At 59.5% G+C, this 21,508-nt stretch carries 19 protein-coding genes and 1 tRNA gene; 8 read left to right on the top strand and 12 right to left on the bottom strand.

The genetic code is table 11. From position 1 onward, the window contains the following. Positions 1-30: 30 nt before the first annotated feature. The 8 genes from SMD27_RS13900 to SMD27_RS13865 form a co-directional block, all read right to left on the bottom strand. Positions 31-1,134 (bottom strand): site-specific DNA-methyltransferase, encoded by a 1,104-nt coding sequence (locus SMD27_RS13900; protein WP_320509005.1) that lies wholly within the window; start codon positions 1,132-1,134, stop codon positions 31-33. 55 nt (positions 1,135-1,189) lie between these two features. Continuing rightward, positions 1,190-1,825: a ribonuclease HII gene (locus tag SMD27_RS13895; protein ID WP_320509004.1), complete on the bottom strand. Its 636-nt coding sequence runs from the start codon at positions 1,823-1,825 to the stop codon at positions 1,190-1,192. Positions 1,826-1,828: 3 nt separating this feature from the next. Further along, on the bottom strand, positions 1,829-2,320 hold the full coding sequence (locus SMD27_RS13890; RefSeq protein WP_320509003.1) for a hypothetical protein: 492 nt from the start codon (positions 2,318-2,320) through the stop codon (positions 1,829-1,831). Between the two features lie 109 nt (positions 2,321-2,429). Further along, the gene (locus SMD27_RS13885; RefSeq protein WP_320509002.1) at positions 2,430-3,599 is read right to left on the bottom strand and encodes a PA0069 family radical SAM protein; all 1,170 of its coding nucleotides are present in this window, start codon (positions 3,597-3,599) and stop codon (positions 2,430-2,432) included. 59 nt (positions 3,600-3,658) lie between these two features. Then, positions 3,659-4,861 carry a M24 family metallopeptidase gene (locus SMD27_RS13880; protein ID WP_320509001.1) on the bottom strand — a complete coding sequence of 401 codons (1,203 nt, stop codon included), beginning with the start codon at positions 4,859-4,861 and terminating at the stop codon, positions 3,659-3,661. Positions 4,862-4,874: 13 nt separating this feature from the next. Next, complete coding sequence (gene moaB, locus SMD27_RS13875; RefSeq protein WP_320509000.1) at positions 4,875-5,417, bottom strand: molybdenum cofactor biosynthesis protein B; 543 nt, start codon at positions 5,415-5,417, stop codon at positions 4,875-4,877. Between the two features lie 41 nt (positions 5,418-5,458). Beyond that, positions 5,459-7,072 (bottom strand): lytic transglycosylase domain-containing protein, encoded by a 1,614-nt coding sequence (locus SMD27_RS13870; protein ID WP_320508999.1) that lies wholly within the window; start codon positions 7,070-7,072, stop codon positions 5,459-5,461. A gap of 312 nt (positions 7,073-7,384) precedes the next feature. After that, positions 7,385-8,290: a uracil-DNA glycosylase gene (locus SMD27_RS13865; protein ID WP_320508998.1), complete on the bottom strand. Its 906-nt coding sequence runs from the start codon at positions 8,288-8,290 to the stop codon at positions 7,385-7,387. 221 nt (positions 8,291-8,511) lie between these two features. Between SMD27_RS13865 and SMD27_RS13860 the strand changes: the two genes are divergently transcribed. From SMD27_RS13860 to SMD27_RS13845, 4 genes are all read left to right on the top strand, one after another. Continuing rightward, on the top strand, positions 8,512-10,155 hold the full coding sequence (locus tag SMD27_RS13860; RefSeq protein ID WP_320508997.1) for an electron transfer flavoprotein-ubiquinone oxidoreductase: 1,644 nt from the start codon (positions 8,512-8,514) through the stop codon (positions 10,153-10,155). 120 nt (positions 10,156-10,275) lie between these two features. Next, positions 10,276-12,105: a tetratricopeptide repeat protein gene (locus SMD27_RS13855; RefSeq protein WP_320508996.1), complete on the top strand. Its 1,830-nt coding sequence runs from the start codon at positions 10,276-10,278 to the stop codon at positions 12,103-12,105. Positions 12,106-12,126: 21 nt separating this feature from the next. Then, on the top strand, positions 12,127-12,993 hold the full coding sequence (locus SMD27_RS13850; RefSeq protein WP_320508995.1) for a 4-(cytidine 5'-diphospho)-2-C-methyl-D-erythritol kinase: 867 nt from the start codon (positions 12,127-12,129) through the stop codon (positions 12,991-12,993). Positions 12,994-13,117: 124 nt separating this feature from the next. Then, positions 13,118-13,192, top strand: a tRNA-Gln gene (locus SMD27_RS13845). Between the two features lie 17 nt (positions 13,193-13,209). On the opposite strand, the gene SMD27_RS13840 is transcribed toward SMD27_RS13845, so the two are convergent. Continuing rightward, a complete protein-coding gene (locus tag SMD27_RS13840) occupies positions 13,210-14,859 on the bottom strand; it encodes an HD-GYP domain-containing protein (protein WP_320508994.1) in 1,650 nt (549 codons plus the stop codon). A gap of 157 nt (positions 14,860-15,016) precedes the next feature. Further along, entirely contained in the window at positions 15,017-16,168 is a 1,152-nt protein-coding gene (locus tag SMD27_RS13835) for a patatin-like phospholipase family protein (protein WP_320508993.1), read from the bottom strand. A gap of 443 nt (positions 16,169-16,611) precedes the next feature. Between SMD27_RS13835 and SMD27_RS13830 the strand changes: the two genes are divergently transcribed. Together SMD27_RS13830 and SMD27_RS13825 are read left to right on the top strand one after the other, a co-directional pair. Further along, entirely contained in the window at positions 16,612-17,178 is a 567-nt protein-coding gene (locus tag SMD27_RS13830) for a sigma-70 family RNA polymerase sigma factor (protein WP_320508992.1), read from the top strand. After that, complete coding sequence (locus SMD27_RS13825; protein ID WP_320508991.1) at positions 17,168-17,941, top strand: anti-sigma factor family protein; 774 nt, start codon at positions 17,168-17,170, stop codon at positions 17,939-17,941. Before SMD27_RS13830 ends, SMD27_RS13825 begins: the two co-directional genes overlap by 11 nt. A gap of 25 nt (positions 17,942-17,966) precedes the next feature. Here the strand turns inward: SMD27_RS13825 and SMD27_RS13820 are convergent, their stop codons facing one another. Next, positions 17,967-18,965, bottom strand: a complete 999-nt coding sequence (locus tag SMD27_RS13820; RefSeq protein ID WP_320508990.1) for an aldo/keto reductase — start codon at positions 18,963-18,965, stop codon at positions 17,967-17,969. Positions 18,966-19,211: 246 nt separating this feature from the next. Between SMD27_RS13820 and SMD27_RS13815 the strand changes: the two genes are divergently transcribed. Both SMD27_RS13815 and SMD27_RS13810 read left to right on the top strand, forming a co-directional pair. Continuing rightward, the gene (locus SMD27_RS13815) at positions 19,212-19,616 is read left to right on the top strand and encodes a hypothetical protein (protein WP_320508989.1); all 405 of its coding nucleotides are present in this window, start codon (positions 19,212-19,214) and stop codon (positions 19,614-19,616) included. A gap of 193 nt (positions 19,617-19,809) precedes the next feature. Further along, positions 19,810-20,190, top strand: coding sequence for a cupin domain-containing protein (locus SMD27_RS13810; protein ID WP_320508988.1), 381 nt, complete (start codon positions 19,810-19,812; stop codon positions 20,188-20,190). 165 nt (positions 20,191-20,355) lie between these two features. On the opposite strand, the gene SMD27_RS13805 is transcribed toward SMD27_RS13810, so the two are convergent. Beyond that, positions 20,356-21,129, bottom strand: a complete 774-nt coding sequence (locus SMD27_RS13805; RefSeq protein WP_320508987.1) for a type 1 glutamine amidotransferase — start codon at positions 21,127-21,129, stop codon at positions 20,356-20,358. Positions 21,130-21,508: the final 379 nt, after the last annotated feature.

Raw genomic sequence — 21,508 nt, 5'->3', positions numbered from 1 at the left:
GGCACCTAACTCTAAAGTCGAAAGCCGTCTTCAGTGCATTTCGGCGCGAAGCTGCTGACGCAGATAATCGATCGGCACCAACTGGCCTTCGCGCTGGATGCACCAGAATTGCCAGCCGTTGCAGGCCGGCGCGCCTTGGACGGCAGCACCCACCTGATGGATCGAGCCGCGATGATCGGCGGAGATCAGCGTGCCGTCAGCGCGAACCTTGGCGGTCCAGCGGCCGTTCAAGCTGTGCAGCACTTCGCCCGGCGGCAGAAGGCCGCGCTCGATCAGCCAACCGAAGGGAATCCGCGGCTCTTCGCGCTTCGATGGGGTATGCAGCAGGCTCGGATCGGTGACCGGCTGTACGGCGGCAATGCGCTTCTTGGCCAGGCCGATATAGGTTTCATCGCGTTCCAAACCGATCCAGCGGCGGCCCAGGCGCTTGGCGACCGCACCGGTGGTGCCGCTGCCGAAGAAGGGATCGAGCACCACATCGCCCGGCTTGGTCGAAGCCATGATGATCCGGTGCAGCAAGGCTTCCGGTTTCTGGGTCGGATGGCCCTTATTGCCCTTTTCGTCTTTGATGCGCTCATTGCCGGTGCAAATCGGCAGCAGCCAGTCGCTGCGCATCTGCAGATCGTCATTCAGCGCCTTCATTGATTCGTAGTTGAACTGATGCCGGCTGTCCTTCGACTTCGAGCACCAGATCATCGTCTCATGAGCGTTGGTGAAGCGACGACCGCGGAAATTCGGCATCGGATTGGTCTTGCGCCAGACCACGTCGTTCAACATCCAATAGCCGAGATCCTGCAGCTTGGCACCGACCCGGAAGATGTTGTGATAGGAGCCGATCACCCAGATGGTGCCGTCATCCTTCAGGATGCGCCGGGCTGCCTTCAGCCAGGCCTCCGTGAAACCGTCATAAGTCGCGAAATCCGCGAACTTGTCCCAATCGTCATCCACTGCATCGACCTTGGTATTGTTCGGTCGATGCAACTCTCCCTCGAGTTGGAGATTATAGGGCGGATCGGCAAAAATCATGTCGATCGACCCTTCCGGCAGGGCATTCATGGCGGCAATACAATCGCCGCGCAGGATGCTATCCAGCGGCAGGGATTTAAGGTCGGATTTGGGCGGCTTCGTTTTCATGCGCCCGATCCTGAGTCAGGCGACTCGCTAAGTCAAGCGCAAAAAATGTGAAGAGTCAGTCTGTTATGCTAAGACTCTGAGATATTGGTCTAAATGTCTGCCGGTGATGGGCACAGACCCCGTGACGCTTAATTCCGGCCAAATGCTCCGGCGTTGCATAGCCCACATTGGTCTCCCACCCATATACGGTGTGCTCCAAAGCGAGATCGTACATGATCTTGTCACGCACTACTTTTGCGATAATAGAGGCCGATGCAATCGTCAGTGAAATGGCATCCCCGCCAATGAGGCAGTGCGTTTCACAACCCAGACGCGGCGGGCGGTTGCCGTCGACCAGGGCTATATCCGGCTTGGTGGGCAAGGCCTCAACGGCGCGCTGCATGGCCAAGAAGCTTGCCTGCAGGATGTTGATCTCGTCGATCTCGTCGACGCTGGCCTGGCCGATGCCATAAGAAACGCAATCCAGCAGGGTGTCGTGCAGCGACTGCCGGACGGCAGGCGCCAGCTTCTTTGAATCATCGATCTTCTTGGCGAGGCCCCGCGGCAGGCGCGCAGGATCGATGACCACCGCGCAGGCCACGACGGGCCCCGCCAGCGGGCCGCGCCCGACCTCATCGATACCACAAACGATCCGGCCACCACTCAGACCGGGAAGCAATCCATGCGCTTTCTCATGCTTGAGATGGGGCATGGGCTATTTCCAATTCTCATAGAACTGGAAATGCGCCTGCAGCGCCTCGTAGGGCAGGCCGAGCGCTTGGGAAACGTCTGGGTCGGATGCCGCTACCTTCTTTTGCAGTTTGCGCATTTCGAGGAAATGGGCATGCGCGACGTCAAGCAAGATATTGGCGGCCTTTTTTGCCTCTTCCTGCTGTGCGGTGCTGCCGCTTGATCCAGCATCCCAAGCCTTTTGGGCCTGCAGATTGATTAGGGCCCATGTCTCCGCACGGAGACCGAGAAGATAGCTATCCTGGGCAGCTTTGCCAGCCTCCGGCTGTTTCACATGCTTGTCGATGCATTGCTGAAATGCCTGCAAACCACCCTTCGAATCCTGTGGCAGACAAGCTGCACCATCCTCAGCGCCCTGCTTGAAAGCAGTATCGACAATCTTCGAGGCGGCATCGGCCGATGACGATCCGACGATCAGCAGGGTGATTGCGGCAAGGAGGCGAGATCGGCTGGACATGGGCACCCGGCGGTGGCGGAGACGTCTTCGACTTCCCAGCCATGCCTGAATTTGTCCCATCCTGCAACTGCCTGGATGAGTCCCAGTGGCACCGACCGGCCTTGAAAGCTTACCGGCTGTCCGATTCCCCAATCATGGAAAAGAGATCCGGCTGGGCCGGTATCGCCTGAGGTACGGCAAAGCGTGACAGATCCAGCCGCCAGTCGCGGGCACCGATCCCATGGCGCTTGGCGGCCTGCTCGACCCGTTGCCGGATCATTTCGGCATAGGGACCCGAGCCTTTCATGCGGCTGCCCCATTGGCTCGAATAAATCTGTCCCCCGTGACAATCCTTGACCAGACTAAGCACGTGATCCGCCCGGTCCGGGACATGGGCCTCCAGCCATTCCTTGAAGAGGTCTTTGATTTCCAGCGGCAGGCGCAGCAGCGTCCAATTCACGCCGCGCGCGCCGTTTTTGACCGCCGCTTCGATGATCGCTTCGATCTCATGATCGGTCAAAGCGGGAATGATTGGTGCGACGGAGACGCTGACCGGAATGCCGGCAGCGGCAAGCTGCTTGATCGCGGCAAGCCGTCGATGGGGTGCGCTGGCGCGCGGCTCGAGCTGGCGCGCAATATCGGCATTCAGGCTGGTGACGGAGATGGCGACGTGCACCAGGCGCCGGCGTGCCATATTGGTCAGCAGATCGATATCGCGCAGCACATTGGCGGATTTTGTGGTGATGCCGACCGGGTGATTGAAGTCGGAAAGGACCTGCAGAATACTGCGGGTCAGGCGGTAACGGCGTTCGATCGGCTGATAGGGATCGGTATTGGCGCCGAGGGCGATGAGCGAGGGACGATAGCTCGGTCGCCGTAGCTCTTTCTCCAGCAATTTAGCCGCATTGGGCTTGTGATAAAGCTTGGTCTCGAAATCCAAACCGGGAGAATGACCGAGATAAGCATGGGTCGGCCGGGCGAAGCAGTAGATACAGCCATGTTCACAACCCCGATACGGGTTGATCGACTGGTCGAAGGGAATGTCGGGGGAATCGTTACGGCTGATGATCGTTTTGCTGGTGTCGAGGCCGACAACGGTACGCAGAGGCGGCAGGGCCTCTTCTTCTTCGGAGCGCGGCCAGCCATCATCCTCCGCCGGCCGGTCCCCTGGTTCGTAGCGTCCAGGCCGATTGCTGATGGCACCGCGGCCTTTGCGCACCTGGGCCGGCAGCGCCGTCTCGGGCGCCGGCGTCATGTCGCCGAAGTCGAAATCTGGTCTGGATTGTTGTGGCGCACTCATGATGCCAGATCTTGGCATCAAAATGAGAACAAATAAAGAACAAAATCGGGGATGTGCTTTCACCCAAATGGCGCGTCGATGCTGGGCGATGGCCGGGTGAACCAGGCGGCGCCGGTCTCGGTGACATAGAAGTGGTCTTCGAGCCGGATGCCGAATTGATCGGGAATGACGATCATCGGCTCATTGGAAAAGCACATGCCCGGCGCCAGTGGCGTTCGGTTGCCGCGAACCAAATAGGGGGCCTCGTGAATGGCAAGGCCGATGCCGTGGCCAGTCCGGTGCGGTAGACCGGGCAGCTTATAATCCGGGCCGAGGCCGGCTTTGACCAAGACCGCGCGCGCGGCATCATCGGCCGCGTGGCAGGGAAGACCCGGTTTCACCGCATCAAAGGCGGCCTGCTGGGCTTCCTGTTCCAAAGCCCAGACCTTTCGCTGCTCGGCGGTGGGCGTGCCGAAGACATAGCTGCGGGTGATGTCGGAATGATAACCCTGCACCCGGCAGCCGGTATCAATCAGCACCATGTCGCCTTCCTGCAGGCGTTGCTCGCCGGGCAGGCCGTGGGGATAGGCGGTCGCGCGGCCGAATTGTACGATGCAGAAGGTCGATCCGTTATCGGCGCCGATCGCCCGATGGGCTTGATCGATGAAACGCTTGACCTCGGTTGTGGTGATGCCGGGCGCCAGAATGCGGGCGGCGTGTCGGTGCACCTCGAGCGTCATTGATTTCGCTTGCTGCATCAGCGCTAACTCGGCCGGTGATTTGCACGAGCGGCAACCGTCGATCACGCTGCCGGCGTCGCGAATATCGATATTGGCGCCCGTTTGCTTGAGGCCGGTGTGGATGGCGAAGCTGGCTGCGGGATCAAGGGCGAGCGTTGTACCACCGCTCTGCCGCAATGCATCGATCACCAGCGCATAAGGATCTTCATCTTCTTCCCATAAGCGCAGATCGGCTTCGATACGGAGCTCGGCTTCCAACGATCCGCGTTCGAAAACGGGGCAAACGATGATGGGTCTGCCATTACGCGGCAAGACCAGGGCGAGCAGCCGCTCGCTGGCGCCCCAGCTTATGCCGGCGAAGTAGTCGAGGCTGGTGCCGGCATTGACGAGCAAGGCATCGGCGCCCATCGCCGAGGTCAAATGCCTCGCCTCGTCGAGGCGCGTCTGACGCTCGGCGGGTGAGATAGGCGCGGCTTGATCGGTCCAGGCGCCAATATCTGCAAGTTCGACTGCTGCCGAGGAACCGCCGATACCCTTTGTCATATCGATGACCGTCTCATTTTTGACGCAGATGCTCTTGCAAGCGCGGCATTAATTCTACCAAGTTGCAAGGCCGGAAGCGGTTGTCGAGCTGCCATTTCAATATCTCATCCCAGCCGTCGCGGCAGGCACTGGGCGATCCCGGCAGGGCGAAGAGATAGGTTCCGCCGGCGACACCACCTAAAGCGCGCGACTGAATAGTGGATGTGCCGACTTTTTGAAAAGACAGCCAACGGAACAATTCACCGAATCCATCGATGCGCTTTTCAATGACCGTCTCGAAAGCCTCGGGCGTGACGTCACGGCCGGTGACGCCGGTCCCGCCGGTTGAAATCACCACGTCAATGGCGGGATCGGCAATCCAAAGGCGCAACTGGTTGGCGATCGCCGCGATGTCGTCTTTGACGATCTGGCGGTCGGCAACCTTGTGCCCATCGCGGGAGATCATCTCGACCAGGGCCTGGCCGGACCGATCATCGCTGGCTTGGCGTGTGTCGGAGACCGTGAGTATGGCGATATTGATGGCCAGGAATGGCCTGCTTTCGTCGATCTTTGGCATGGCCCACCATCCCGCGGATGACGGGCCGCCGTCAACTGGCGTTAATTGATCGACTTCTTGCGCCTGTCGGGGATCACTTTGGCGACGTCCTGACGGTGGTATTTTGGCCATTCGCCGCTGGCGATCGCATCGATCGACGTGGCATCCTGACCAAGCCGCTGGCGATAGATCCAGTAAGCCGCCACCACCCGCTCGACGAACAGCCGGCTTTCGCTGGACGGCAAGGTTTCGACAAACAGCAGAGGGTCCTTCTCGGCATCGGTGGATTTGAACCACTTCGCCAGATTGCCGGGGCCGGCATTATAGGCGATCACCATCTTCAGCAGATTATTGCCGACATTTTCGTCAGCTGTCAGCTGATTGATATATTGCTGGCCGATTTCCATCGACACAATCGGGTCTTTGATATTGGCGGTCTTGCTGCCGGCTACGAGTTTCGCAGTGGACGGCATGAGCTGCATCAATCCAGCGGCGCCAGAACTTGAATTCACCGCTTCCGGATTGAACCCGGATTCCTGGCGCATGATCGCATAAAGCAGGGCGCGGTCGACGTCGAAGCCGTCGCTCGGTCGCCAGGAAGGCAGCGGATATAGGGCAGCCGAAATGATCTTGCCTTCCCTCATGCGGGTATTTGCGCCAATCCGGAGCGCTAGCGAGGGCATCCGCGAAGCCTGGGAGAGCGAAAGCAGCGCTTCGGAGAGCGTATCATCTGCATCCTGCTGTAGAACCAGCAATTCCTTCTCGGCTTGGTTCACCTGACCGACTTGCAAGAGGGCCAGCGCCCGCTTGCCGCCCCGCGTTCCCAGAACTGCGCGCGCATAACGTTCATTGAAAGACGGGGTACGCCAGTCGAAAGTATTTTCGGTGCCGAGGGCGCGAATCGCCAACTGCCCATAGAACGTGCGCGGCTGCTTGGCGGCCTTTACCAGCCAGGCGCTGACCTTCGCCGGCTGCTTGGCCCGCAGATAGGACCGGCCGACCCAGTAGGCCGCCGCCGACTTGTTCCAAGGATCATCGCCCTTCTCGTAGGCTTCGGCGAAGCGGGCGGCTGCGGTTGTGTAATCACGCTTGCGCCAAGCCGCCAATCCGGCCTGCCAATTCGAATTGGTATCGATGACGCTTTCATCCGGGGATCCCATGCGCACCACCGTGGAGGCGGTCGGCTTCGTCAGCTTGCCGGCACCTTTCCGCTGGGCCAAGGCATAGACAGCCGGCGCATCCGGCAGGGAGCTATAGTGCTTCAGCCAATCCGAAAGCTCTTTGGCGCTGCTCTTATAATCCCGCGACAAATAGCGGCTGGCGAGCACATTGCCGACGAGAGACTGATCTGTCAGCTCGCTCATCACATTATCGGCGGCCTTGTAATTGCCGCGCGCTTGGGCCCGGAAAATTTCTCGGTAGCGGTCTGCGTTGATCGCGTCGAGCGGGCGCGGTAACTGGGGCCCACTGACATCAATATTGTTCGTCGCATCGGGGAGGGCAGCCGTCTCGTCCGACGCCCGGTCGTCCCGCTCACTGCTCGCCGCGGTCGTCGCGCGGGCGATGCCGTCTTGTGACCAGGCTTGGCTCGGCAGGGCGGCGGCACTAAGCAGTACCACTGTCAGCGCGGTCATTGCCAGCGAGGCCGGCTTGCCGTGTCGGCAATGTTTGCTCATCAAGGTGTCGTCCCCTTGACTTGTGCCCCAGCCCGGCTAGGACACGGTTGAAAGAAAAATCTCTACGTGCGTTTCTAACGCCAGACTTAGAGGATCGTGCCAGGGGAGTCCAGCTTTTCAAGCCAATGTGATCTACAGATATGGGGTCAACTGCGAGACGATCTACTACATATAGCATTTGGCCGATAAAATATTCGTGGCCCGCCTCTTAACTATAACGTGAAGGACTTAGTTGGCATGGTTAATGCGACCCGAGTCATAGGAATTTTCGGTTGGTCCTAAGGGACTGAAACTCAGCTAAAGGATTTCAATTTAGGCAAGCGAGGCGAGGCGCATCTTCAGCTTCAGCAGATCACGCCAGGCTTCTCTTTTCAGCCCGGGCTGGCGCAAGAGATAAGCGGGATGGAACAGCGGCAGGGCCGGTATCGGAGCCGGCAAGCCCGGCGCGTGAAATTCGAACCAGCGGCCCCGTAAGCGGGTGATGCCGTCATTGGTACCCAGCAAGCCCTGGGCGGACGAGCCGCCGACCATTACCAAGACCTTGGGATTTACCAATTCGATATGCCGGATGACGAAAGGCATCAAGGCGGCGAGTTCCGCTTCGGTGGGCTTGCGATTGCCGGGCGGGCGCCAGAAGCAAACATTGGTGATGTAAAATGTGCTGCGGTCGAGACCGATAGCGCCCATCATGCGGTCGAGCAATTGACCGGATACGCCTACAAACGGTTTGCCCTGACGATCTTCGTCCGCGCCTGGCGCTTCGCCGATCAGCATGACCGAGGCGGCGGGATTGCCATCGGCAAAAACCAGATTGGTGGCCGTCTTCTTCAAGGCGCAGCCATCAAAGTCCCGCAGGGCCTGTTGTAAGGCGGCAAGATCGGGCACCGCCTTGGCAGCTTCGCGGGCGCTGACGACGGCGGCCGGCTCGCCGGTCGAGGCTATATTATTAGGATTATCAGGCTGGGCCTGCGAAGCCGCTCTGGCAATCCGAGCGGCGGCTGGAGTGTGGCCGGCTGCAGCGCCCATGCCTGCGCCGGCCGGATGAGGACGAGGTGGCAACTGGTCTGGCCCCCCCGCATTGCGGCCAGGCATGTCCAGCGTTGCCAGGGTCGCCCCGAGGCGGCTTTGCGGCGTCTCTTCCAAAGCCTCGTCGGCTCCCCACTCGATATAGAGTCTGAGGAGAGCGAGGGGGTCCAGGATATCGCCCGAGGTCTGCATGGCGGGGAACCTAGCACCGGCGGCGTCGCCTCGAAAGTGGCAGCGCGCCAAAAGTCTTTGCCAGGCCCGCCGAGCTATGCGTTCCGGGGCAAAAAAAGGGCGGTGTGAGCAGTTGTCAGCACCCCTGACCACATTGTAACACCTAGCCCGACCTAGGCTGGCCGATCGGGCGCCGGCGGGATTGGACTGACTGACTGGGCCGAGAGTGCCGGGAGGGGAGAATGGACCGCGAGGTGATGGAATATGATGTCGTAATCGTCGGCGGCGGGCCATCGGGCCTGAGCGCAGCGATCCGGCTCAAGCAATTGGCGGCTGAGAAAGAGCACGAGATCTCGGTCTGCGTCATCGAAAAGGGTGCCGAGATCGGTGCCCATATTCTCTCCGGTGCGGTGCTCGAACCCCGCTCGCTCAACGAGCTCATTCCGGATTGGAAGGAAAAGGGCGCACCCCTCAACACCCCGGCCAAAGAGGATTTCTTTCTGTATCTAACGGAGAAGAAATCGTTCCGCCTGCCGACCCCGCCGCAGATGCATAACGAGGGGAACTATATCATTTCGCTCGGGAATTTCTGCCGCTGGCTCGCAACGCAGGCGGAAGAGTTGGGCGTCGAAATCTATCCCGGTTTCGCTGCCGCCGAGGTGATTTATGATGAGAGCGGCGCGGTCAAAGGTGTTGCGACCGGCGACATGGGGATCGGCAAGGACGGCGAGCCGACGGCCAATTTCACCCGTGGTGTCGAATTGCATGGCAAGCAGACGATCTTCGCCGAAGGTTGCCGCGGTTCCCTGACCAAGACGCTGTTCGAGAAGTTCAATCTGCGCGACGGCGTCGATCCGCAGACCTTCGGTATCGGCATCAAGGAATTATGGGAAATCGATCCGGCGAAGCACAGTCCGGGCAAGATCATCCACACCACCGGCTGGCCGATGGATGCCAATACCTATGGCGGTTCCTTCCTCTACCACCTGGAGAACAATCAGGTGGCGGTCGGCTTCGTGATCGGACTCGACTACGAGAACCCGCATCTGTCGCCGTTCGATGAATTCCAGCGCTTCAAGCAGCATCCGGATATTCGTCCCTATTTCGAAGGCGGCCGGCGCATTGCCTATGGCGCCCGCGCGATCAATGAAGGCGGGTTCCAATCGATTCCGAAACTGACCTTCCCCGGCGGCGCCTTGATCGGCTGCACTGCGGGCTTCCTCAATGTGCCGAAGATCAAGGGCACGCATACGGCGATGAAATCGGGCATGACCGCCGCTGAAGCGGTTTTCAATGCGCTGGTTTCCGGCGCGGCAGCGGAAAAGCCGGTCGAAGTAACTGCCTATCCGGAGCAGCTGAAGAAAACCTGGCTATGGGACGAGCTCTACCGGGTGCGCAATATCCGGCCCAGTTTCCATCGGGGTTTTTGGTTTGGCCTGCTCTATTCCGGTCTGGATACCTATATCTTCAAGGGCAGGGCACCCTGGACCTTCCATCACCAGCCGGATCATCTGCAGATCAAGAAGGCCTCGGAGATGCCGAAGATCAACTATCCGAAACCGGACAATGTGGTCAGCTTCGATCGCTTGTCCTCGGTTTTCCTGTCCGGCACAAATCATGAGGAAAACCAGCCAGCGCATCTCACCTTGAAGAACAAGGACGTGCCGATCCAGGTCAACCTCGCTTTGTATGACGCGCCGGAACAGCGTTATTGCCCGGCGGGCGTGTATGAGATCGTGCGGGACAGTGACGGCAGCAATCCGCAGTTGCAGATCAACGCCCAGAATTGCGTCCACTGCAAGACTTGCGACATCAAAGATCCGACACAGAATATCAATTGGGTGGTACCGGAAGGCTCGGGTGGACCCAATTATCCCAATATGTAAGGTATTTGGCGGCTAGGCCGCCGCACGCCGATCGCCGCATCTGGCGGCGGCATGCTATCCAAAGCCAATTGTTCCTGCTAGAAGTGAGTGTCGACAGACACCCACTTCCGTTTGGTGACAATGGCTTCCTTCCTGTCCAAGATCGATTCACGGCGCTCTCGCTTGCGGTCGCGCCTGACCACCAGCTTCTTGACGATCGTGATAGCGACCACGCCGGTCGTCTCGGCCGTTACACCCGCTTTGGCAGACGCGCCGAAAGAAAACTGGTCGGTGGCCGGTGCGTTCCTGGCGGGGATCAACGCCAAGGAAACCGGCGATATGGCGACGGCTTCCGATTTGCTGCCGATCGCCCTCAAAGCCAACCCGGGTGACCCCAGCCTGTTGCAAACGACGCTGATCGCGCTGATCAGTGCGGGCCGCGTCGATGAAGGGATTCGACTTGCCCGGCAATTGACCAAGGAAAAGCCATCGCTGAAAACCGATGCGCCGCTTTCCATGATGCTGTTGATCCAGGGTGAGATCAAAGAAGGCAAATATGAGGAAGCTCTGGCATTGGCCCGCCAGCTTCCCGATCAACAGGTTGGAAAATATGCAGGGCCGATGCTGCGTGCCTGGCTGGTCGCCGCCAGCAAGAAGCAGGTCGATGCCGCGGTCAAGGAATTGCAACCGCTGGAATCACTTGATGGCTTCGCGCCTTTCGCGCTGATGCAGCGCGGCGCGATCGAGGATTTCTTGCAGAAGCAGGAAGCAGCGCAGAAGAGCTATCAATCAGCGGCGGATTCCGCGAGCGAGTTGCCGACATTGTTGGTGCAGGCCTATGGCAATCTGCTCCAGCGCCGGGGCGACAAGGCCGCGTTGAAACAACTGGTCGATCGCTTCGAGAGCGAGAATACCGGACGCAACGATTCCATCGCCGGGCCGCTCATTCAATCGCTGAAGCGCGATGTGAAGCCGAAACCGATCATCAATTCGGCCAAAGAAGGCATCGCCGAGGTCTTGTCCGGCATGACCATCCTGCTGCTGCAGGAGAACATCACGGGCGAAGCCTTGCTCTTCGGGCGCCTTGGCCTTGATCTCATGCCGGATCAGGAGATGGCGAAGATTCTGATCGGCGACATTTATCGGCGGACCGATCATTTGGACGATGCGGTGGCAATGTATCGGATGATCGGCAAGGATTCGATCTATCGATGGTCTGGCGATCTCTCGATCGCAGAATGCTTGCGTCGCCAGAACAAGATCGACGAAGCCGAAAAGCAGCTGCGGCAAATGGTCACCCGCGACAAGAAGAATGTCGAGGCACCCGTCCTGCTTGGCGATCTGCTGCGGGGCGCCGATCGGTTCGACGCGGCCGCCGCTGCCTATAGCACGGCACTCGAGCGGATCGGTACGCCGATGCCCAATGACTGGTCGATCTTCTATTTCCGCGGCACCTCATATGAGCGGGCAAAGCAATGGCCCAAGGCAGAAGCGGATTTCAAGAAGGCGCTGGAACTCTCGCCGGATCAGCCTTATGTGCTCAATTACCTCGCCTATAGCTGGGTGGAGCGGCGGCAGAACCTCGATCAGGCACTCAAGATGCTGGAATCGGCGGTCAACCAGCGGCCGGAAGAAGGCTTCATCGTCGACAGTCTCGGCTGGGCGCATTACCAGCTCGGTGATTTCGCCGATGCGGTGAAGTATCTGGAACGCGCGGTGGAATTGTCGCCACAAGATCCCACCTTGAACGATCATCTGGGCGACGCCTATTGGCGTGCGGGTCGTTTCAATGAGGCCCGTTTCCAGTGGAGCCGCGCCTTGAGCTTCAAGCCGGAAGCCGATCAGGCAAAACAGATCGAAGCGAAAATTCGCGATGGTTTGCCGGAAAAGAGCGACAAGAACGGCGGAAAGAGCGATAACGGCAATAACCGGGGCGCCAGCGACGGTGCAAGCAGTGAAAAGGCGGGCTGATATCGGCGCGCTCTAACCACCATGTCCAAGCTTTCCCCTTTGTTGGCGCCGGCCAAGATCAATCTCTATCTGCATGTTGTCGGCAAACGGGCTGATGGTTTTCATCTGCTCGACAGCCTCATCGTGTTTGCCGAGACCGGCGATTATCTGTCGATTTCGCCGCATAACGATTTAGCCTTGGATATCGACGGACCTTTCTCTGCGGGATTGAAGCACGAGGCTAACAATCTCGTGCTGCGGGCGGCGCGGGGTCTGGCGGAGATTGCCGGTGTCGATGCGCGTGCCCGTATCCGCCTGACAAAAAACTTGCCCATTGCTTCGGGGATCGGCGGCGGTTCGGCCGATGCGGCTGCGACGTTGCGGGCACTGGTGGAGTTTTGGCAGTTGGATGTTGACACCCAGGCCCTGCTGGACCTCGCCTTGCGGCTCGGAGCCGATGTTCCCGTCTGTCTCGATGGCCGCTCCAGTTTTGTCGGTGGCATCGGCGAGGAACTCATGCCGGCCGGTCAATTGCCGCCTGCCTGGCTCGTTCTGGCCAATCCGCGCGTGCCGACCCCGACCCCAAAGGTATTCAAGGCGCGGCGCGGTGACTTCTCGGGCGAGGCCCGCTGGTCGGTGCCACCTACGGATGCCGCCGCTCTGGCAACCTATCTCAAGGGACGCCGCAATGATTTGACCGAAGCGGCCATCACGGTGGCGCCGGTCATTCGCGACGTGCTCACGCTGATCGAGACAACCGGGGATTGCCTGGTGGCGCGCCTTTCCGGCAGCGGCGCCACCTGTTTCGGGCTCTATGGCAATGCCGCTGCGGCGGAAACCGCGGCCGCCGAGATTCGCCGCCGGCGTCCCAATTGGTGGGTCGTCCCGGCGCCGCTCAAAGTGCATTGAAGCCAGTTTGCTCAGTCGATCTACTGGGCAAAACAATTGCCGAATTTGCGCTGTCCGGGGTTGCAGTTCGGCTGACTTTTGCTATGTTACCGGCCGTTTCGCCGGCGCAGAGCCGCCCGGCTGATGGGGCGTAGCCAAGCGGTAAGGCAGCGGTTTTTGGTACCGCCATTCCCAGGTTCGATCCCTGGCGCCCCAGCCACCTTCCCGATGCATAGCTCACGCCAAACAGGCCGCTATATCGACCGCGTCGATCTGGCAGGGCTCCAGGAAACGTTCGGCATAGCGCCGATAAATACCTGAGCGCAGGAAGAGATCGAAGAGATCGGGATCGATATGACCGGTCCTCTTCATCTCCGCCATGATGCCGATCGATTCGGACAAGGTCTTCGGCGCTTTATAAGGCCGGTCGCAGGCTGTCAGTGCCTCGAAGATATCGGCGATCCCCATCATGCGTGCAAGCCAGGACATTTCGTGCCGCTTCAATCCCTTGGGATAGCCGGTGCCATCCATCTTCTCGTGATGTCCGCCGGCGATTTCCGCGACGTTGCGAAGATGTTTCGGGAACGGCAGCGTTTCAAGCATGCGGATGGTATGAACGATGTGGTCGTTGACGATCTTTCGGTCAGCGGCGTTCAAGGTGCCGCGACGGATCGACAAGTTTTCCAATTCCTCTTCCTCCAGCAGCGGCTGCGGTGCTGCTTGAAGAGACCAGGACTCATTGGCGATCTGGCGAAGTCGCTCGATATCCGCATCGGCCATGAATTCGCCGCCGATATTCGCCTTGGCCAGGAAGGCGGACATGGAATCGAGCTCCGTCAACCGGGCGTCGCATTCCGCTTCCGCAAGCTCGCGGGATGTACCGGCTAATTGCGCCTTGAGGCAAGCGATCTCGGCATCGCGGCGTAGGAGCTCGAGCCGTGTCTTCACCTCATGAATGCGATCGTGAATCTTTTCCAGCTTCGTCGCCTTGTCGAGAATATGAACCGGCGTCGTCACCTTGCCGACATCATGCAAGCCGCCGGCGACGCGAAGTTCGTACCACTGCTCGGCCGTCAGTGAGAAATCGGCAAGCGGGCCCTCGCTCTCATAGCAAGCGGCCTGAGCCAGCATCTCCGTCAGAACCGGCACGCGCTCGCAATGGCCACCGGTATAAGGTGATTTGGCATCGATCGCCTGCGCCATCATGGTGATGAAGGCATCAAAAAGCTCGCGCTGCTCCTGCAAGAGACGCTGATTGTCGAGAGCGATTGCCGCCTGGCTCGCCAAAGCGTTAATCAGTGGCAGGATCTCGTCGTTGAAGGCAATGCAGTCGGTCGTCTCGGGTGACGTTCGCGCCGGCCGGGCATTGATCAACTGCAGGACGCCAAGTACTTCATGCTTGTTATTTTTCAGTGGCACCGCAAGCAGACTCTTCGAGCGGTAACCGGTCCGCGCATCGAAGGCCCTGATTCCGGAAAAGTCGAAGCTTATGTCACCGTAAGCATCGGCAATCGTCACCGACTTGCCTGTGAGCGCAACGTAAGTCGCGAGATTGTTGTGGTTGGCTCCGCCATCGTCGAGATGCAACGGCAGCGGCGGAAAGGAAGCCGTGCATTGATCGTCGCCGTTGAGTGCAATCTTCAGCGAGTCATTATAAATCAGTCGGAACTGCAAGTGGTTATCGGACAGAAGGTAGAGTGTGCCACCATCTGCCTTGGTCAAATGCTTGGCGCCAAGCAGAATTCGTTCCAGCAGCCGGGCATGATCATGTTCCGCAGACAGAGCAAGACCTAGATCGATCAGCTGCTTCAAAGCTTCGCTGTCAGTCGCGCCGCTTTGGGAAAGGGGAGCCTCGATCGGATCTTGCCGGTTTGAGATGGCGGTCATGGCATTATCTGTCGTTGGTCTTTTTCGTGGTTATCGGCGGCACAATTGCCGCGTAGACGGCATCCATTGGCTATGGCCATCGATACTGTCACACCTTCGCAGAATCAATCTCCGCGATAAGCTTTAACGAAGACCTAAGCATTGGCGTTCTGTGATTTTAATCACAATTCCCTTGCGGCAGCTTACGAGCTGACCGCGCGCCCAGCCATTGACTGGCGGTTTCATGGCCGACCCGGCGTAATCGGCTGATGAATTCCAGATCCGGCATCAGCTTGCTGGAATCGTCCAGCTGGCCCATGAAATCGTCGGCGCTCAACGACTGTATATGTAAGTGCTTCAGCCGCTGGCCCACCGGCGTCAATGGCCGCGCCGGCCCGTTGAGCTCGTGCCGTAGCCAATCGATGAAACGCAATTCGGCATTGAGCGGTGCGTTGAACATGATGCGATTAAGGCGGCTGCGGATGCCGTTTACCGTCATCGGCACGCCTGCGACCTGTTTCGGATCGATGCGCACCAGCAAGATTTCCATCGCCGTCGTCTCCATGAGGAGCGGCAGCAACGCTGGATTGCCGCTATAGCCGCCATCCCAATAATAGGTATCGTCGAGTTTGATGGCCTGATTGAACGAGGGGAGACAGCCCGAAGCCAGAATGGTTTCTACCGTAATGGTCTCGTTGCCGAAAATACGGAGATCGCCGGTGTCGAGCTGTGTGGTGGAGATGAAAAGTCGGATCGCTTCGGGTCGTCGCAACGAATCGAAGTCGATCAGATCCTGCAGGAGCTGGCGAAGTGGATCGATGCCAAAGGGATTGAATTGGTAAGGTGAGACGAAGCGCGAAAAGAAGTCGAGCAATAGGTGGCCCGGTGACCAATCGCTGCGCCAGCCGGGCGCAAGGCGTTCCATCGGCGTGGGCTGCAGAAGGCTCATGCTGGCCAGATCTGCGATGCGGTGCCAGAGCTTGCTCAGCATCTCCTGCGCACCGGCCCTGCCATCCTGCATATAGCCGGCTGCAAGGGCGACTGCATTGAGTGCACCGGCGCTGGCACCGCTGATGGCATCGATGGCTATGTCGGATTCGTCCAGCAAACGATCAAGTACGCCCCAGGTGAAAGCGCCATGGGCACCACCACCTTGCAGGGCCAGAGCCAGTCTACGGTCGGCGGCTTTTTGGGGATCGGTCGTTTGCGCTGGGCCCTTCGATTTTTCAAGTGCGGCTTCAGCATCGGTGAGCTGTGCCGGTTCGAGGAAAGAATTGAGAACTGTGTGCGGCGGCGGTTGAAAGGGCGGAATGGCAGCGGCTGATCTCATCGCAGATGCATTTGTAGGCATGTCTGACACCGCGGATAATGGCGCCGCCTCACCTTCCGGCTGTACCATTCCTGGCGCGACAGTTGAGTCTGCCGGCGAAGGTTTTGGCGAATAGCCGAAATGTGATGTGAGACGCTGCCATAACGGGCCGCTCATTCTGTCAGATCGTGAAAGCTTATGCTGCATTGCAGCATGATCTTCTCTCGGCGTTGCAGGGATTCGCAACTCATTTATTGCGTTGCAGCATAAATTTCCTTGAACTGTTATCAGATCCAAGCATATCGGTGACAGAGGTCACACGGTAAGGATGCCTCACGCGGCACGATACCTTGCCGACAGCATGTTATGGTTATGACATCCGATTTTCAGGCGATCTGGAATAAAGGCGGGAATAAGCGAGTCCTCGTTCCAGATACCAAATGTATCGGCGGAGGCTGGGTTTCGTGGATCAGGTACAACGTGCGGCCTTCGAGCGCCTCATGCTGCCGCATCTGGATGATGCTTATAATCTCGCGCGGTGGCTAACCGGTAATCGCAGCGATGCTGAGGATGTGGTTCAAGAGGCTTATTTGAAGGCGATGAAGCATTTCGGCACCTTCCGCGGCCCGGAAGCCCGGCCCTGGCTGCTGACCATCGTTCGCCGCTGCTGCTTCAGTTGGTTGCGGGTCAATCGACCCCATCAACTGGTTTTCACTGATAACGACGCCGCCATCGAAATGGCCAACCGATCGACTGTGGTGACGCTGTATCCCACGGCGACGGAAACACCGGAAGCGACGCTTGCGGACAAAGAAATGCGCGAACAACTGCATCAGGCGGTGGCCGATCTGGCGCCGCATTATCGGGAGGTCATCGTGTTGCGGGAATTGCAGGGCTGTTCTTATCGCGAGATCAGCGAAATTGCCGGTATACCGATCGGAACGGTAATGTCGCGGCTGGCGCGGGCGCGGGAGCATCTGACCACCGCTATGGAGCGGCAGGTCGGCCATGGGGCGGCTCATGGATTGTGATCGGATGGTTGGCCTGATCGATGCCGATGTCGATGGTGAGCTCGATCTCACCAGCATTCTGGCATTGGAGGCACATTTGGCGGCCTGTCCTCATTGCCGCAAGCGCCGGTTGGAACGCCGGGCATTGCATCTCCGGCTGCAATCGACCCTGGTCCGCTATCGGGCGCCAGAGGGGCTGCGACAGCGCTTGGGCGTCGCCATGGCGATGCAGCCGAATGCAGATACTGTTGTGTTGTCCCGGCGGCGCGCCCTGGCCGTCGCTGCTTCGGCGGTAGGATTGCTCGTGGCCGGCGGCGTGGCTTACCGGCTGACACGGCAGCAGGTAGAACCGGATCTCGCCGAGCAGGTTGTGGCAAGCCATATCCGGTCGCTGATGCCGGGGCACCTTACGGATGTAGCGTCCGGTGACCCCAATCAGATCGTTCCCTGGTTCAATGGCAAGGTTAGCGTGGCGCCGGTGGTTGCCGATCTTGCATCACAGAATTTCGAGCTGGTGGGCGGCCGGCTTGATTATGTTGCCGGCCGCGCCGTGGCGGCTCTGGTCTATCGTCATGAGAACCACTGGATCAATTTCCTCGCCTGTCCCCCGATGCCCGGTGAAGTGCATGGGCATGGTACCGAGGCGATGACCATCAAGGGATACCATCTGACCTATTGGACGGCAGGCCGGGCGACCTATTGGGTGGTCTCGGATGCCGAGCCGACGGATCTTCAGCTCTTCACCGCCTTGGTCCAGCGGAACGCCCAGATCAAGCCGGGCTGATTCATCGCGGTTCGTCTTGCCCTCCCTAGTCATGTCCCAGAACCGGATGCGGGCGATAGCATTCTTCGAGTGCTGCCTTGTCTTCGATCGACAAGGTGAGCTGTAACGCTTCCAATGCGTCATTGAGATGCTCGATCCGGCTGGCACCCACGATCGGTGCGGTCACCGCCGGATTGCTGAGCACCCAGGCCAGGGCGACCTGCATCGGTTTGGCATCCAGCCGCTTCGCCACTTCGACATTGCGTTCGGCGACGGCGAAATCGTCATCGCGGTAATAGAATCTGCCGGCGGCGTCGTCACTGCGGGCGCGGGTCGTACCGCCACCGCCCTGACGGTCGCGGTTGCCGGCCAGGAAACCCCGGGCAAGCGGGCTCCAGGGGATACAGCCGATGCCTTCCGATTGGCAAAGCGGCATCATCTCCCGCTCTTCCTCCCGATAAATCAAATTGTAATGGTTCTGCATCGACACGAAGCGGGTCAGAAACTGCCGGTCGGCCAGATAGAGATATTTGGCGAATTGCCAGGCATACATTGAGGAAGCGCCGATATAGCGGACCTTGCCGGCGCGGACGAGATGATGCAGGGCTTCGAGGGTTTCCTCGACCGGAGTGTCCGGGTCGAAGCGGTGGATCTGATAGAGGTCGATGTATTCCATTCCCAGTCGGCGCAGCGACCGGTCGCAGGCATCCATTATATGCTTGCGGGAAAGGCCCCGCCGGTTGGGCTTGTCGCCCGCCGTGCCGTAATAGCATTTGGTCGCGATCACCACGTCCTCACGATCCGAGACGAGATCGCGCATGGCGCGGCCGACGACCTCCTCGCTGACGCCATTGGAATACATGTCAGCGGTGTCGAAGAAGTTGATGCCGGCGTCCAAAGCACGCTCGAAGAACGGGCGCGAGGTCTTTTCGTCCAGCACCCATTCGCGCCAGGCAGGCGTGCCATAGGTCATGGTGCCGAGGCAGAGGCGAGAGACGCGCAGGCCGCTCTTGCCGAGACGGGTGTAGGACATTTTCGCGGACATGCAGCTCTCCTTTATTTTCTCTTTACGTCGTGGTCTCGAAACAATACGCGAAGGTTATGACGATCGGCTGGCTTGGTCGATAAAGTGTTGCGCGCGTGACACGCCGCCGCCATTGACGAAAAAATGAGGACCTTTCCTCTTGAAGATAGGGGCGATCTGCGTCATATCGCAAATCGCGGGACGGTGCGGAGGTCGCGGCGCCCGACCCGCTGTCCGTCCGCGCCGAGATCCCCAGGAGGGGCGGCCATGCGGCGTTCTCTGAACCGCAACGTGCCAGGCACGCAGGACCGAGTTGTGCCATTCCATGGTAACCGGGCGGCAGCACCAACCAGCAGAACAGTCTCCGTCGATATTGAGGTCGATCTCATCCGGCAGTGCCGGGAAGATTGGCGGCGCGGCGAGACCGAAATCTGGCGTCACGTTACCGTCGAGGCCGAGCTGCGCCGGGCGGCCGATGGCAGCCTGCGTCTGCACGGCATTCCCGGTCGCGCTGATGGGTTGACCGTGCCGCCAGCCGAGCCGGTCGAAGCCCTGACCCGCTTCGAGGAGCCGGGCATCTGCGTCACGCTGGCTTCCGCCGCGATCAGGGATGCGGAGCTGGCCTTGCCATCGGCGATCGTCATCTCTCTGCCGTTTGCCCGGGCCAGCTGACTGCGGCAACTTCACCGCGGCAAATTGACCAGGGCAAGCTACCTGGGACAAGCCGACGCGCTTCAGCTCAAGTTGACGCTCTTTCGACACACCAGACTGCTTCGGCGATAGACAGCCTGTGCCATAACGGGTTATCGGACTGGCACGGTGCGATAGGGCGCCGTTAAACGTGTCTGCGTATCGAGGAGCGACAATGAGCAAGAAACTGGTCCGCATGTCGAAAGACGGCCCGGAGGGCAAGGGCCTGAAACAGGGCGGTGTCACGACATTGGGCAAATTGGTGGACGGCAATCCGGTGGAAGCCAGCCACAACTACTTCACTGATAAGACCGGCAAGTTCATGACCGGTGTGTGGGAGTGCGCGAAGGGCACGCTGAAGCTGACCGGCTATCCCTTTGATGAGTTCTGCCACATCCTGAAAGGCGAGGTGCATATCACCGATCAGCGCGGCAATACCGAAGTTTTCAAGAAGGGCGACACCTTCACCATCGCCAAGGGCTTCAAGGGCACCTGGCATATGCCGAAGACGGTGCGCAAGTTCTACACCATCTTCCTGGAGCAGGACGGCAAGTAATTGCCGCTCGGTTCAGCGCCACGTTGCCTGACTAGGCGACGTGGCGCTTGCCGTTTCGATCTTCACACCCATCATCAGCCATCAGCGCGATCGAGCTGCCACCTGTCCGCCGACTTTGGCGCAACAGATGACCGGCGTCGGTCCCTGTACGGCCGAAACCGCGGCTCAAGCCCGACGGCGCTCGCCGTCGGTACGTGCCACGTATGCCTGCGAGGTCAGGGGGCGTTTCGCGACCAAGTCCAACCAACGGTCGGTCATGATGCGGCAGAAGGCAGCCCCCTGGTCGAAATAGAGATCGGCCTCACGCAGGGCGCGGGCCTCCTGTGCCGGTGCCCGATTGCCGAAATGCCGGCTCATCGAAGCCCAGCAGTCGCGCGGGAAGGATCTTGCTTCCTGCAAGGTCACTTCCGGGTGGAACTGGAAGCCATAGGTCGTCATGCCGATGCGGAAGCCTTGGTTGGCGCAAACTTCGTTCTGCATCAACAGCACCGCTTCCGGCGGCAGATCGAAACTGTCTTCATGCATCTGCATGATGCGCTGCTCCGCGGCCAGACCGGACAGCAAGGGATCGCTCTTGGCCGCCTCGGTCAAATAGACCGCCGGATAGCCGACCTCGAGGCCGCCGAAGCGATAGACGCGCTGGCCGAAGGCGCGGGCAATCAATTGCGAGCCAAGGCAGATACCGAGAACCGGAACGGCTCGTTCATGGCAATCGCGGATGAGGGCCATGATATCGACGAAAGCCGGATAGCCGATATCGTCACCCGCATGCATCGGGCCGCCCAGCACGATCAGGCCGTCCATATCGGCGCCGTTCGCGGGCAGCTTTTCGCCTTGATGGGGAAAGACAGTGCGGAGTTCCGCACCGCGTTCTTCTGCGATCCGGCCGACGAGGCCAGCAGGCGTGACAGGGCAATGTTGAATGACAAGCAAATGCATAACGCAACTCCTTCCGCGAAAGGAGCCGTCGGCCTGGATGTCGTTGGCAGTCGGAATCCGTTTGCTTGCATCAGCTCCTGAGGAGCCGAGGCGCTGGCGGGGCTTCCGATGACCTCCTTAGTGCCAGTTGGAACGGCAGTTCAAACCACACAAAGGACGCCAACTCTTGTTTGCTTAACCACATCCGCCGCGCATGCGCGACGCGGATAGCCAGGGGCTTGCTTGCCAGCGTCTGCCGCAAAATTAGGTAAATTTCCCGGCAATGCAAGTGATTGTTGATTGCGTCTATTGCATAGCGCTGCACCATCAATTGTCATGATCCACTGCTATGATGTGTTGCAATATTTGCCAAAAAGTGGCAATTTATGGCAAATCATCA

It is taken from the genome of Dongia soli, assembly GCF_034044715.1.
In the GTDB taxonomy this organism is placed as follows: Bacteria; Pseudomonadota; Alphaproteobacteria; order Dongiales; family Dongiaceae; genus Dongia_B; species Dongia_B soli.
This window is presented reverse-complemented; position numbering and strand designations above follow the sequence as displayed.

What these genes read in the sequence shown, in the direction of transcription:
- SMD27_RS13900 (WP_320509005.1), bottom strand. Translation starts at nt 1,134, where the DNA reads ATGAAAACGAAGCCGCCCAAATCCGACCTTAAATCCCTGCCGCTGGAT.
- SMD27_RS13895 (WP_320509004.1), bottom strand. Translation starts at nt 1,825, where the DNA reads ATGCCCCATCTCAAGCATGAGAAAGCGCATGGATTGCTTCCCGGTCTG.
- SMD27_RS13890 (WP_320509003.1), bottom strand. Translation starts at nt 2,320, where the DNA reads ATGTCCAGCCGATCTCGCCTCCTTGCCGCAATCACCCTGCTGATCGTC.
- SMD27_RS13885 (WP_320509002.1), bottom strand. Translation starts at nt 3,599, where the DNA reads ATGAGTGCGCCACAACAATCCAGACCAGATTTCGACTTCGGCGACATG.
- SMD27_RS13880 (WP_320509001.1), bottom strand. Translation starts at nt 4,861, where the DNA reads ATGACAAAGGGTATCGGCGGTTCCTCGGCAGCAGTCGAACTTGCAGAT.
- moaB (WP_320509000.1), bottom strand. Translation starts at nt 5,417, where the DNA reads ATGCCAAAGATCGACGAAAGCAGGCCATTCCTGGCCATCAATATCGCC.
- SMD27_RS13870 (WP_320508999.1), bottom strand. Translation starts at nt 7,072, where the DNA reads ATGAGCAAACATTGCCGACACGGCAAGCCGGCCTCGCTGGCAATGACC.
- SMD27_RS13865 (WP_320508998.1), bottom strand. Translation starts at nt 8,290, where the DNA reads ATGCAGACCTCGGGCGATATCCTGGACCCCCTCGCTCTCCTCAGACTC.
- SMD27_RS13860 (WP_320508997.1), top strand. Translation starts at nt 8,512, where the DNA reads ATGGACCGCGAGGTGATGGAATATGATGTCGTAATCGTCGGCGGCGGG.
- SMD27_RS13855 (WP_320508996.1), top strand. Translation starts at nt 10,276, where the DNA reads ATGGCTTCCTTCCTGTCCAAGATCGATTCACGGCGCTCTCGCTTGCGG.
- SMD27_RS13850 (WP_320508995.1), top strand. Translation starts at nt 12,127, where the DNA reads ATGTCCAAGCTTTCCCCTTTGTTGGCGCCGGCCAAGATCAATCTCTAT.
- SMD27_RS13840 (WP_320508994.1), bottom strand. Translation starts at nt 14,859, where the DNA reads ATGACCGCCATCTCAAACCGGCAAGATCCGATCGAGGCTCCCCTTTCC.
- SMD27_RS13835 (WP_320508993.1), bottom strand. Translation starts at nt 16,168, where the DNA reads ATGAGATCAGCCGCTGCCATTCCGCCCTTTCAACCGCCGCCGCACACA.
- SMD27_RS13825 (WP_320508991.1), top strand. Translation starts at nt 17,168, where the DNA reads ATGGATTGTGATCGGATGGTTGGCCTGATCGATGCCGATGTCGATGGT.
- SMD27_RS13820 (WP_320508990.1), bottom strand. Translation starts at nt 18,965, where the DNA reads ATGTCCGCGAAAATGTCCTACACCCGTCTCGGCAAGAGCGGCCTGCGC.
- SMD27_RS13815 (WP_320508989.1), top strand. Translation starts at nt 19,212, where the DNA reads ATGCGGCGTTCTCTGAACCGCAACGTGCCAGGCACGCAGGACCGAGTT.
- SMD27_RS13810 (WP_320508988.1), top strand. Translation starts at nt 19,810, where the DNA reads ATGAGCAAGAAACTGGTCCGCATGTCGAAAGACGGCCCGGAGGGCAAG.
- SMD27_RS13805 (WP_320508987.1), bottom strand. Translation starts at nt 21,129, where the DNA reads ATGCATTTGCTTGTCATTCAACATTGCCCTGTCACGCCTGCTGGCCTC.